Here is a 12,865-nt window from a genome sequence, read left to right as displayed (position 1 = left end):
TTTAAAATAAAGTTAGATTGGACGACCACGTCAAAATGAAAAAAACAATCGCAATAATTGCAATTCTTTTCACAGCGAATGTATTTGCTAACACACACACGACTATTATCAATGGCGATCGTGATAATAAAACATGTAGCACTATTGGCGACATTACAATTTGTAACTAACCAAGCCACTATTTGGCGGGGCTAAACCTCGCTATTTTCTACTTCCCGGCATTCTTACCCCATTCAAAATAAAAACGGGAAATGATACTCATCAATCCTTTGCACAATAAGGAATATCGTACCATTTAATTGGTAATTGGTGCATGATAGTATGCACGCGATTTACACCACCCTGGAAATACCAATGTTAAAAAAACTTGTCGCTACTTTTTCAATAATGCTACTTGCAGGCTGCGCTAACAACGCAATTGTTGAGTTACAAAAACTAGATACAACGTATTTAGAAAACAAGGAACTACTGATAATTGACGATGGCCGAACAAAAGACTCAATTAAAAAAATCATTGCTGCAAAATTAGACGAATACGGATATGACTACCAAGTTATTGATATCTCTCAGTCCAACTCAAAAACCACAGACGCCCCAAAACTAACATATTCTGCAAACTGGTGGTGGGATATGGCTACTTATATGCGTTACCTAAATGTTGAGGTTAAAGATAAAGGTCAAACGATTGCACTAGTAAAAATTGACACAGTAAAGTGCGGTGGCATTGATAAATTTGGTTCCGCTGAACGACGTACTCAAGTAACACTAGATCTTTTACTTAGTGATTTGACAAAAGACGAAGCAAACGAACTAATCTGTCTTGGTGGTACGCCAAACAACTAGTTCCTAAGGGCCTCTACTACGAGGCCTTTATAATACACGCTTCAACTAACATTTTTATTATGTGATTTTTTGAACTTAATGCCAAAATCCCCTTGCTTTAACTCAGCGTGGAACAACTTTATTTCCGTGCCCACTATTAATTTCTTGACTATTTCAATGTCTATTGGTGACGCTCTTACGCCAAAAGAGATTGATAAGATTTTTCCGGGTAACGGATAACCTCTATCACCTTGTGGTTTAAAAGTTCGCAACTCTTTTTCATATTTCCATTGCAAATATTTTGTGTATAAAATCTCTTTGCAATGATGCATTAAACCTATCTTTTTCAAGTAAAATTTTTGTATTCAATGACGGATAACTTTTAGTATATTTTACTTTTCTAGTTACCTCATGATTGCCCAATTCATTCTGCTCGTTTCTTTCTAGCTCAATAAAAATTCCATTGTGATTATCAGCATAATGAGACCACATTAGAATATCAGTTGCGTTTTCTGTCAGTAATACGATTCCAAAGTTTTCAAATGATGATGAAACCTATCAATATCTGGAATTACATTTTTGAGTTTGAATGCCATAATGTCTGGCTCATTGGGAAAGGCTCGTGCGATTTTATTTACATTAGTAGATGAAGTCATGGCGGTATTGCTGGGAAACGAGCATTTCGTATCGAAAGGATCATTAAATGACTCAGGTAGTGCATAGTTAATGCGTTCTGAAGCTATAATATCTAGTGTGAATTGATTCAGGGGCTTGTATTTTTATAAGGACGTCACTTCAGAATTTTTCATACATTTTCCACTCTACCTAAACATTCACACCTAATCACATAACAGCTATGTTAGACAGAATAATCCTGAATTTTGTCTCTGAAACAATTCTGTCTAGTTTCCAAGACGCGCTGCACTAGGTCCAATAACCCATTTAATAACATCATCTTACCTACTTATCTTCGTATCAGACATGACGAAAAGCAGAAAACCACCCAATATGTGAGTTGTTCATATCTTGGGTGTCGTGCTCTCAAACAAAAACGCCGACATGATAGTCGGCGTCTACGTTATAAGTATGGATGAATAAGAGGTAATAACTACTTTGCCATGGCACTCAAAAACTCGGCTTCGAACTCTTGATCGGCTTCTCGGGTTAGGCACTCCACTAGCCATTCGATGCTTTGATGGTCGAGCTTACTGTTGACTACGAACGCTTGCTTCACGCCAAATTGATCCAGCTTGGCAGAGCCGTAGTTCTTGAATGATTTGTTGCCGTGATAATGGAGTGACTTAATTGCTTCTGCATTCGGTTCTGGTAAAGCATCGAGTGTGTTAGCAAGCTGAATCACCAACTCCATTGGGTTCTTAGAGGAAGATATGCGATACAGAAAACCGCCCTCCACTCTTTGGCGCACCCAGTAATCAAATCCGCTGCAATCCATCACTTTGTCACTGACCAGTGCGGCTTCACTACGATAACCACACGGCTCAACCACCACTGGGGTGTGTTTAAACTCTGGCTGGCCTGAAGCCGCATCGGTATGAGGCAAGATCAGGTCACACGGTTTGCTGTCTTTGGCGGTCGGTGCATTCCAGTGAATAGGCATGAAGACTTGTTCGCGGCGCATCTCTTTGGTTACCACTAAGCGAGCTTGGCACTCCCCTTGTTCACTGCGCACTTTCACCACTGGATTAATAGTGGTGTGGTTGAAAGCATCTAGCCCAAATTCATCTAAGCCGAACTCTTCTAAACCAAGTGCTGCAACCGTATCTGGGTGCATGGCAACAAAGGGTTCTGGTGTGTGTTCGCCTAAACCTGCGGCCAAGCCCGTGCGGCTCATGGTGTGCCATTGGTCTCGGATTCGGCCTGTGTTCATGATAAGTGGGAATTCGACACTGGTATCAGCAATCGGCTTGTCGTGCTCAACCGCGATAAACTGCGCTTTGCCAGATTCAGTAAAGAACTCGCCGTCGGTGAACATGCGCTGTTCAATGATCTCTGGTTGATATTCAAGTACTGGCCATTGTTGCGGAGTGAGTTCACCATAGCCTTTTTCATCCAATTGAGTGAGCCCTATTAAGCACAAGTCACGCGCTTTACCTGTTTCATTACCAAGCGCAGTCATCTCGCAATACTCTTTGAAGATCTCGCCTTCGTGGCGATACTCAAACTGCTCTTTGAATCCCATTTTTTGCGCGACTTCTTTTAATATCCACCAATCAGGTTTGGCTTCCCCTGGGCTTGGTAATATACGGCGTTGGCGCGAGATTCGACGCTCAGAATTAGTCACGGTGCCCGACTTCTCGCTCCACCCTTGCGCGGGCAGCACCACATCGGCCAAGCGTATGGTTTCAGTATCGGCAATACAATCAGACACCACCACAAATGGGCACTTCTCTAGTGCGGCTTTGATTTTTTCGCTATCAGGCAGGCTCACGACTGGGTTCGTTGCCATGATCCACACCGCTTTGATTTTTCCCTCATTCATGGCACCAAACAGGTCGATCGCTTTTAAACCCGCATGTGTGGCTAAGCTGTCGGTTTGCCAGAACTCGCTCACCGTTTGGTGTGATTGCGGATCACCAAACTCAAAGTGCGCCGCTAAGGTATTGGCTAGGCCGCCCACCTCACGCCCACCCATTGCGTTCGGCTGACCCGTTACAGAGAATGGCCCCACGCCCGGCTTGCCAATTTTCCCAGTGGCTAAATGGCAATTAATAATGGCGTTTACCTTGTCACACCCTTGTGTGGATTGATTTACGCCTTGGGAATAGATGGTGAGCACCTTCTCGTTAGATGCAAACAACTGGTAGAACTGTTCAAGTTGCTGTTCAGTAAGCCCTGTTAGCTCAGGAACGCTTTTGTCTCCCTTACTTGATTCGGTATAGTCTGATTCGGTATAACAATAATGACTTGCAGAACGAATCGCTTCAGTAAAGCCTTGAGTGTGGTTTTCTATATAGTCTGAATCTAGCTTGTCGTTATCGTCGAGGTAACCCAATAAACCGTTAAACAGCGCCACGTCTGAGCCAGATTCCAATGCCAAGTGAATGTCTGCGATTTCACAGGTGTCGGTATAACGCGGGTCGATGACGATGACTTTCAATGCAGGGTTGGCTTGTTTCGCGGCTCTTAGCCTTTGGAAAAGTACCGGATGACACCATGCTAGGTTGGAGCCTGTAATCACAACCAGATCGGCTTGCTCGAGATCTTCATAACAGACAGGTACGGTGTCTGCGCCAAATGCTCGCTTATGCCCAACCACGGTTGAAGCCATGCACAGCCTAGAATTACTGTCGATGTTGCCACTGCCGATGAAGCCTTTCATCAATTTATTGGCAACATAATAGTCTTCAGTAAGCAGCTGACCAGAAACATAGAACGCAACCGAATCGGCTCCAAATTCTTCAATCGTTTGATTGAATTTGTCTGCAACCAACTGAGTGGCACTGTTCCAATCCAGCTCTTGTTTTTGCTCATTCTGAATATGAGCAGGCTGTGTTAGGCGCCCTAAAGGCGTGACAGTATCACCAAGCGCAATCCCTTTAGTACATAGCTTCCCATAGTTTGATGGATGATCTTTATCACCACGTACTTCTAGTTTTCCTAACGATGTCGGTCTCGCTTCTATTCCACACCCTACACCACAATAAGCACAGGTTGATTTTATCCAACCGCTGTTTGAATCGGTCATCCGTTTCTCGCTCAATTATCCATAATTGTAATAACTCAAACCAAGCAAATAGCACGCCACTTAATACCAGCCGACAAAAAAGAAATATTTAACATTAAAAACAATCACTTAATAAAAAAACAAAATATCAATACTGAATAGATTTCAACTTAACCAAGATAGAAACTTAATTTTTGCACCATCTTGCGGAAAGTTGCACCACAAACGCTCATTTATATAAATCTAACAAAAAAATTACATACCACTTTAGGGGTAATTGCGTGCCACCGCCAAATTTTAAACCACTGAAAAATATAAATTAAATTTTATTTAAATGAACAACCCGCAATCTGGCACCCTACTTGCTCCACTAAAAACCAAGACTTAGAAAAAACATTTTTGTTTTTCTTGATGATTATGAATTGAGTGGAATCTCAACCCGGTATTCATCTGCTAACGACTAGAAATTAGATGCTAGTGATGGTGACGCCGAGAATAAGGAATGGATTATGAGCAAGAAGAAAATCGTCGTTGTGGGTAACGGCATGGTTGGACACAAATTTATCGACAACATCCTGCAATCAGAGAGTGATGAGTTTGATGTGATTACTTTTAGTGAAGAGCCAAGGTTGGCCTACGACCGTGTTCAGTTGACCGCTTACTTCAAGCGCGGAAATGCTGATGATTTGGCATTAACCAGCGAAGAGTATTACCAAAGCAATGGCGTCAATTACCTTCTCAACGCGAGAGTCGCTCAACTGGATACTGAAAATAAGTGCGTTGTGACTGAATCGGGACATACCGAGAGTTATGACACCTTAATTCTGGCAACCGGTTCATTCCCTTTTGTTCCCCCTATTCACGGTAACGACCAAGAACACTGCCACGTTTATCGCACCATTGAAGATCTAGACGCCATTGAACTATCTAGCAAAGGCAGCAAATCTGGCGTCGTTATTGGTGGTGGTCTGCTTGGCTTAGAAGCCGCAAACGCAGTCAAAAACCTTGGGTTGGAAACCCATGTAGTGGAATTTGCACCTCGCCTGATGGCCGTACAGTTAGATGACGGTGGCGGTGCCCTACTGCGCAGAAAAATTGAAGACCTTGGCGTACAAGTTCATACCGAGAAAGCAACCTCTGAGATAGTCGCGGGTGAAAGCGCTCGCTACAGAATGAACTTTGCAGACGGCACCCACCTTGAAACCGATATGATCGTGTTCTCTGCAGGTATTCGCCCTCAAGATGCCCTAGCTCGCAGCTCTGATATCGCCATTGGTGAACGTGGCGGCATCGTGATTAATGATCACTGCCAAACTAACATCGACAACGTGTATGCGATTGGTGAATGTGCGCTTTGGGACAACAAGATCTTCGGCTTAGTCGCACCCGGTTACTCCATGGCGAAAGTCGCGGCTTCGCATATTGTCTCCGGCGGCACTGACGATGCTGCATTTACTGGTGCCGACATGAGCACCAAGCTCAAACTGCTTGGCGTCGATGTGGCCAGTATTGGTGAAGTACATGGCAAGACGGAAGGAGCTCAGTCGTATACCTATAACGATGAAATTGAACAAGTTTATAAGCGCCTGATCATCTCGGCAGACGGTACAAAGATTGTCGGTGCAGTATTGGTCGGTGATGCAGAAGCTTACGGTTCGCTACTGCAAATCAAACAAAACGATATGCCCCTTCCTGAAAACCCATCGGTATTGATTTTACCTAACGTGGCCGATGATTCAGGTTCGGCAATGGGTGTTGAAGCTCTGCCGGATAGCGCTGTGATTTGTTCATGTTTCGATGTGACCAAAGGCGACATTAAAGACGCGGTTTCAGCGGGTTGCACCACGATGGCTGCATTGAAAGAAACCACGAATGCTTCAACAGGTTGTGGCGGTTGTTCTGCCCTTGCTAAACAGGTTCTCGATAGCGAGCTAAGTAACCTAGGTGTGGAAGTCTCTAACGATATCTGTGAGCACTTTGCGTATTCTCGCCAAGAGCTAACTGACATCATCCGCGTCAACAAAATCAAGACCTTCGATGAGCTGTTAGATTCTCACGGAAACGGATTGGGCTGTACTGTGTGTAAACCGGCTGTCGGTTCGATTCTGGCTTCGTACTGGAACGATTACATCCTTGAAGATCAACACATAGAACTGCAAGACACCAACGACATCTACCTCGGTAACATGCAAAAAGACGGCACCTACTCTGTGGTTCCGCGTATTGCTGGCGGTGAAATCACACCCGATAGACTAATCGTGCTTGGCGAAGTCGCTAAAGAATTCGACCTTTACACCAAGATCACCGGTGGTCAGCGTGTCGACTTGTTTGGCGCTCAACTTAACGAACTGCCAATCATCTGGAAAAAGCTAATCGATGCTGGTTTTGAAACTGGCCATGCCTACGGTAAATCGGTACGTACCGTGAAATCGTGTGTGGGCAGCACTTGGTGCCGATACGGTGTCGACGACAGTGTTGGCTTAGCGATTCGACTAGAGAACCGCTACAAAGGCTTGCGCTCACCCCACAAGATCAAGTTTGCGGTTTCTGGCTGTACTCGTGAATGTGCAGAAGCCCAATCAAAAGATTTTGGCATTATCGCCACCGACAAAGGTTGGAACCTCTACATCTGTGGTAACGGCGGTATGCGCCCTCGCCATGGTGACCTTTTCGCTACCGACCTTGATGAAACCACACTGCTGCAATACATCGACCGCATTCTGATGTTTTACACACGTACCGCGGATCGCCTACAGCGTACGTCGGTATGGATGGAAAACCTTGAAGGCGGCATCGAATACCTCAAGCAAGTCGTGATTGAAGACAAGCTCAATGTTGCTGAAGAACTTGAAGCTGACATCGCTCTCAACATCGAAAAATACCAGTGTGAATGGAAAACCACCATCGAAAACCCTGGAAAAATGAAGCGTTTCCAGCACTACATCAACAGCGAAGAAATGGACACTAGCCTGTCATTCATCAAAGAACGAGAGCAACGCTTTCCAAAGCCAAGTTTGAGCTCTTCTGTTGATTCACAACGCGATGAAAAGCTAGCCAACGCAGACCAAATCGAAGTGACTGAGGTTTCGTAAGCCTCATTGACGTGTGAGTGAATCAGTAACAACTAAACCCAATATCGATAGTCGACAGCGGCGCAGCCCAAGAAAACTGCTGTCGGCTATCACGCTAATTAAATTGATTATTAGTTTTATGTTTTGACTAGGAGAAAATCATGGAAAATTGGACAACCGTATGCAACACCCGGGACCTAACCCCAAACGGTGGTATTTGCGCCAAAGTAGACGATAACCAAGTGGCTATTTTTTACTGCAAGCGAAGTGACACGCTTTATGGGCTCTCTAATTACGATCCTGTTGGTAAGGCGAATGTGATGTCACGTGGTATCATTGGTTCATTAAGCGGTGAGCCTTACGTAGCCTCACCCTTATACAAGCAGCATTACCACTTAGAAACTGGCGCGTGCCTTGAACAACCCGATCTCAAGCTCGTGAAATTTGAAGTTCGCAAGCAAGGAGAACAGGTTCAGGTTCTCGCACCGCTTGCTATCGCCAGTTAACTAAACGCCGACACCATCATGTAAACGCTTTATCAGCGTGAGCAATTTCGGCACAGGGTTTAGCCACATGAATGCGTTCGAATTTCGGAAGTAACGCACGAGCTAAAGCCGGGTAATTTTCCAGATTTAAAGGATTTAAACCATGGATAACACAAAATTTTCGCTGCTTTCATTTACGGGTAAGATGAAAACCTTACACCTAAGTTGGATGGCCTTTTTTATCACCTTTGTTGTGTGGTTCAACTTTGCCCCACTACTGCAAATGGTAAAAACGTCGCTTGGTCTTTCTACTGAAGAGATCAAAACACTGCTTATTCTCAACGTTGCATTGACCATTCCGGCGCGTGTCGCCATTGGTATGTTAACCGACAGATACGGCCCAAGATTGGTCTACTCTTCGCTACTCGCTGTCTGTTCAATCCCTTGTTTTATGTTTGCTATGGCAGACTCTTTCATTCAAGCGGCGATTGCTCGTTTCCTATTAGGCTTCATTGGTGCTGGCTTCGTCGTTGGTATTCGCCTTGTGTCTGAATGGTTCCCACACAATGAATTGGGTACGGCTGAAGGTATTTACGGCGGTTGGGGTAACTTCGGTTCAGCAGCAGCAGCGTTTACCCTTCCAACTCTCGCTCTAGCGTTTGGTGGTGAAGACGGCTGGCGTTATGCGGTTGGTATTACTGGCGTAATGAGCTTAGCGTTCTCGTTTGTGTTCTACAAAAACGTAACGGATACACCAAAAGGTTCTACTTACTTCAAACCAGCTCAAGTAACAGCGATGGAAGTGACATCAAAGGGTGACTTTTTCTTCCTACTTATTATGAAGATCCCAATGTATGCCGCTTTAGCGCTACTGACTTGGAAGCTATCACCAAGCAACATCAACATGTTATCTGACATGGCGGTTTACTCTGTGTATGCAGGTTTAGCCGCACTTTACGTGTACGAAGTGTCGCAAGTTTGGAAAGTAAACAAGAACGTATTTAAAGAAGAAGTACCAGAGATTCACCAGTACAAATTCAAGCAAGTTGCGGTACTTAACGTATTGTACTTCGCGACATTTGGTTCTGAACTGGCTGTTGTTTCTATGCTGCCACTGTTCTTCTCTGACACCTTTGAATTAACACCAGTTCTTGCAGGTATGGTTGCATCGGCTTATGCCTTTATGAACCTAATGTCTCGCCCAGGTGGTGGTTGGATTTCAGATAAATTCGGTCGTAAACCAACACTGCTTATTCTAACGATTGGTCTTGCTGTGGGTTACTTTGCAATGGGTCAAGTCGACAGCACATGGCCTGTATGGCTAGCGGTTGTCGCTGCAATGGCGTGTTCTTTCTTCGTACAAGCCGGTGAAGGTGCGGTGTTTGCAACAGTTCCTCTAATCAAGCGTCGTATGACAGGTCAGATTGCTGGTATGACAGGTGCTTACGGTAACGTGGGTGCGGTGGTTTACCTAACTGTGCTTTCATTCGTAAGTTACCAAACCTTCTTCTTGGTGATTGCAGGAACAGCAGTACTAGGCTTCGTTACTCTGATGTTCATGGAAGAGCCTAACGGCCAAATTGCTGAAGTGAATGACGACGGTAGCGTGACCTTGATTAACGTATCGAGCTAACCACTCATTGAATCGGGAGTAGTACCAAGGTGTGTTTCACCACTTTGGTACTACGTTCAAAGGCTCTGCATTCGCTAGAGCTTTTGTTCTTTCTCAGATGTGCTCTCAAGCAAATGAGAAGACGGCCAGTTAAGAAGAAGACCAGTTATGACAATTTCATTCAGCCAAGGGCAAGTCGTCACGCCGGAATCAAACAACCAATTAACGCTTAAGTTTGGCGGTTATTCGAATAAAGGCATACGTGATGAAAACCAAGACGCCATCATTGTAAAGCACCCCAAAACTCGTACTGAGCAAGAGTTGAAAGGCAGTGTCGTCTGCATAGCAGACGGGGCAAGTTGCAGTGAACACGGCCAGAAAGCCAGTCACACCAGCGTGATGCAATTTATCGACGACTATTACGCCACTCCAAATAGCTGGAGTATTCAGCGTTCAGCACAGAAAGTCTTAACCTCACTCAATTCTTGGCTCTTCAACACGTCTGTTTCTAACATTCATCCTGCACAACAAGTGAACCACAACGCCCTCGTTTCGACGTTCAGCAGCGTGATACTCAAATCGAACACCGCACATATATTCCACGTTGGCGACAGTCGCATTTACTTACTAAGAGATGGAGAATTACGCCAGCTTACCCGCGACCACACCCGTAAAAATATGGGGCAGAAGCATTACCTAACGCGAGCTTTAGGGATGGATAATCAACTCAACGTTGACTACCAAACCCTGCCTATCAAGAAAGGGGACTGCTTTATCCTGACCTCTGACGGCGTGCATGAATTTGTTGCTCCCAATACTTTCAAAGAACACATCGATAGACCTGAAGTGGATTTCGAATACGCCGCACAAACGATCTGTAACACCGCTTTAAGCCACAACAGTTCAGACAACGTGAGCTGCTTGATTGTGCAAGTCAGTCACCTACCTAAACCTTCGCTGATTGAATTCCATGAGAAACTGGCTAAACGCGCCATCCCACCCGCGTTAAAGCTCGGGCAAAGTATCGACAACTTTATGGTGCTTGAGGTGTTGTATGCAGGCTCTAGAAGCCATGTGTATCGTGTGATGCAGAAAGAGACACAAACCGAGTTCGTGCTGAAAGTCCCTTCCGTCCAATATCATGATAGCCCTTCGCAACTGAGAGCTTTCTTTAATGAACAATGGGCGGGGATCTTGCTAAACAATAAGAAAGTAATGAAGGTCTACCCTACGCCAGAGAACTCGCAATTCTTATATCAAATCTGCGAATGGGTAGAAGGCATCACGCTAAGACAATGGATGTACGACAATCCAAAACCGTCACTCAATGAAGTACGCGACATACTAGAAAAAATCACACAAGGTATTCGAGTATTACAACGCGCAGACATGGTGCACCGAGACTTAAAGCCCGAGAACATTATGCTTCAACATGATGGTGAGATAAAAATCATCGACCTTGGCGCTGTATTAGTCAGAGGACTTGAAGAGGGAGAGCTCGCAGACAAAGACGACACTCCACTAGGTGCGGTCAATTACATAGCGCCAGAGACCATCAAACATAACAGCGCGACCACCAGCTCTGATCTGTTCTCTATCGCTGTGATCGGCTATGAGATGCTAACCGGTGAATTGCCCTACTCTGAAATGACCGCACAATCGCTTAAGCAATCTCGCCACCATCAATGGGAATACCAACCCATCACACAAAAACGAGCGGACTTACCAAGCTGGGTGGATTTGGTGTTACAAAAAGCCTGTGCCGAATCACCAAGCGAACGTCATCAAGTGTTGGGGGATTTTGTGGCAGACCTTTACACACCAAACCAAAGCTTGGTGAAAAGCAAAGCCAAGCAACCTTTGATAAACCGAAACCCAATCCAGTTTTGGAAAGTGTTGGCTTTGTTGCTCGGCATTGTTGCCATTGTAGAGTTGGGCTTATTGCTTGGTTCGAGTTAACTCCAAGTTCGAGCTAAGTGTCCAAGTCTAACCTAGCTTGTTTAAACTAACTGGAATTAGCCTCGTCTCACTAAACTTCTCGGCACGAGTTCAATACCCGCTTGGTAACGCTTAGCGGATGCATTTAACGCCAAAGCAAAAGCGCTGTCGGCAATTACTTCAAACTGCTGCGGCAGTGAATGGACTTTAAAAGGCAAGAAGTCGAGCAGTCGGTTATCACCAAAGGTTGCCAGTTTTACTTGATTAATCAGCTCTGGTTTTTCAACCATTACATCCAACACACCCTCTAACAAGGTGTAAGACATAGTCACAATCGCATCAGGAACCGTGCCTTTTGCAATCCAACCCTCAAAAACCTCTCGCCCAGATTCCCTATCAAAGTGCTCACCATAACCCACAACCATCGGCTTGTTTTCTGCGAGCCCTGTTTGTTGAGTATGTGCTTTATTCGCAGCTTCAAAACCTAGGTGACGTTCGCGTGAGATATTTAGATCAGGAAGTGCGCCTATCAAACCAACACTATGAATATTGTCATCGAGAATCGAATGCGTCAGTTCAAATGCGGCTTCGAAATCTTCACTGAGTACGCAAGCAAAGTGCTCATCATCTAACGGACGGTCAATTGCGATCACAGGCGTTCCTGAGTTTTGCAACTTTAAGTAGAACTCGTTGGCGTCTGGCATTGAGCTCGCAACCAGCAAGGCATCAATACGACGACTTACCAAAGCTTCAGCCACTTTTCGTTCTGTTTCAGCATCATCATCAGAACAACCAATCAATATCTGGTAGCCCACTTTGCGTGAATTCTGCTCTATCAATTTTGCCAAACGCGCGTAACTGCTGTTTTCCAGATCCGGAATAATCAAACCAAATGAACGGCTATTACCAGCGCGCAACGACGAAGCGGCGTGGTCTGGACGGTAATTATACTCTTCTACAACCGCCATGACTTTCTGTTGAGTCTTTTCACTGATTCTGTATTTCTGCGCCTTGCCGTTGATGACATAACTGGCTGTGGTTTTCGATACTCCAGCCAACTTAGCGATTTCATCAAGTGTCATATGAGTGACCTGTATTTTGTGCGTAGGATCATATAACGAATGATCTGATCCCTGGATTAGTTGAATTATATGCTGAATCGATTCAGTATAAAAGCTGAAAGGATTCAGCAAAATCTGAAAAGTGACTTCAATCATCCTTTTGAATGAATCGAGCGTCATTTGTTGTTAAT

General features: G+C 44.8%; 9 protein-coding genes. 5 read left to right on the top strand and 4 right to left on the bottom strand.

Features of this window, described 5'->3' with window-relative positions:
- The first annotated feature begins 354 nt into the window (after positions 1–354).
- Positions 355–843, top strand: coding sequence for an Sbal_3080 family lipoprotein (locus MED222_RS20380; RefSeq protein ID WP_032555003.1), 489 nt, complete (start codon positions 355–357; stop codon positions 841–843).
- 41 nt (positions 844–884) lie between these two features.
- On the opposite strand, the gene MED222_RS22395 is transcribed toward MED222_RS20380, so the two are convergent.
- The 3 genes from MED222_RS22395 to MED222_RS20385 all read right to left on the bottom strand — a co-directional run bounded on the left by MED222_RS22395 (position 885) and on the right by MED222_RS20385 (position 4,543).
- Complete coding sequence (locus tag MED222_RS22395) at positions 885–1,154, bottom strand: hypothetical protein (RefSeq protein WP_009844891.1); 270 nt, start codon at positions 1,152–1,154, stop codon at positions 885–887.
- Positions 1,102–1,314, bottom strand: a complete 213-nt coding sequence (locus tag MED222_RS22790; RefSeq protein WP_083783993.1) for a DUF2971 domain-containing protein — start codon at positions 1,312–1,314, stop codon at positions 1,102–1,104. The genes MED222_RS22395 and MED222_RS22790 overlap by 53 nt, the downstream gene beginning before the upstream one ends.
- A gap of 616 nt (positions 1,315–1,930) precedes the next feature.
- Positions 1,931–4,543 carry a molybdopterin oxidoreductase family protein gene (locus tag MED222_RS20385; RefSeq protein ID WP_032555002.1) on the bottom strand — a complete coding sequence of 871 codons (2,613 nt, stop codon included), beginning with the start codon at positions 4,541–4,543 and terminating at the stop codon, positions 1,931–1,933.
- 473 nt (positions 4,544–5,016) lie between these two features.
- Here MED222_RS20385 and nirB point away from each other — a divergent pair, with 473 nt between their 5' ends.
- From nirB to MED222_RS20405, 4 genes are all read left to right on the top strand, one after another.
- Entirely contained in the window at positions 5,017–7,599 is a 2,583-nt protein-coding gene (gene nirB, locus MED222_RS20390) for a nitrite reductase large subunit NirB (protein ID WP_009844889.1), read from the top strand.
- 140 nt (positions 7,600–7,739) lie between these two features.
- Positions 7,740–8,084, top strand: a complete 345-nt coding sequence (gene nirD / locus MED222_RS20395; RefSeq protein WP_004730303.1) for a nitrite reductase small subunit NirD — start codon at positions 7,740–7,742, stop codon at positions 8,082–8,084.
- A gap of 142 nt (positions 8,085–8,226) precedes the next feature.
- A complete protein-coding gene (locus tag MED222_RS20400) occupies positions 8,227–9,696 on the top strand; it encodes a NarK family nitrate/nitrite MFS transporter (protein ID WP_009844888.1) in 1,470 nt (489 codons plus the stop codon).
- A gap of 147 nt (positions 9,697–9,843) precedes the next feature.
- Positions 9,844–11,634: a bifunctional protein-serine/threonine kinase/phosphatase gene (locus MED222_RS20405; protein WP_009844887.1), complete on the top strand. Its 1,791-nt coding sequence runs from the start codon at positions 9,844–9,846 to the stop codon at positions 11,632–11,634.
- Between the two features lie 56 nt (positions 11,635–11,690).
- Here the strand turns inward: MED222_RS20405 and cra are convergent, their stop codons facing one another.
- Positions 11,691–12,695, bottom strand: a complete 1,005-nt coding sequence (gene cra, locus MED222_RS20410; protein ID WP_009844886.1) for a catabolite repressor/activator — start codon at positions 12,693–12,695, stop codon at positions 11,691–11,693.
- Positions 12,696–12,865: the final 170 nt, after the last annotated feature.

The organism is Vibrio sp. MED222 (assembly GCF_000153005.1).
In the GTDB taxonomy this organism is placed as follows: Bacteria; Pseudomonadota; Gammaproteobacteria; order Enterobacterales; family Vibrionaceae; genus Vibrio; species Vibrio tasmaniensis_A.
This window is presented reverse-complemented; position numbering and strand designations above follow the sequence as displayed.

What these genes read in the sequence shown, in the direction of transcription:
- cra (WP_009844886.1), bottom strand. Translation starts at nt 12,695, where the DNA reads ATGACACTTGATGAAATCGCTAAGTTGGCTGGAGTATCGAAAACCACA.
- MED222_RS20405 (WP_009844887.1), top strand. Translation starts at nt 9,844, where the DNA reads ATGACAATTTCATTCAGCCAAGGGCAAGTCGTCACGCCGGAATCAAAC.
- nirB (WP_009844889.1), top strand. Translation starts at nt 5,017, where the DNA reads ATGAGCAAGAAGAAAATCGTCGTTGTGGGTAACGGCATGGTTGGACAC.
- MED222_RS20400 (WP_009844888.1), top strand. Translation starts at nt 8,227, where the DNA reads ATGGATAACACAAAATTTTCGCTGCTTTCATTTACGGGTAAGATGAAA.
- MED222_RS20380 (WP_032555003.1), top strand. Translation starts at nt 355, where the DNA reads ATGTTAAAAAAACTTGTCGCTACTTTTTCAATAATGCTACTTGCAGGC.
- MED222_RS22790 (WP_083783993.1), bottom strand. Translation starts at nt 1,314, where the DNA reads ATGTGGTCTCATTATGCTGATAATCACAATGGAATTTTTATTGAGCTA.
- nirD (WP_004730303.1), top strand. Translation starts at nt 7,740, where the DNA reads ATGGAAAATTGGACAACCGTATGCAACACCCGGGACCTAACCCCAAAC.
- MED222_RS22395 (WP_009844891.1), bottom strand. Translation starts at nt 1,154, where the DNA reads ATGCATCATTGCAAAGAGATTTTATACACAAAATATTTGCAATGGAAA.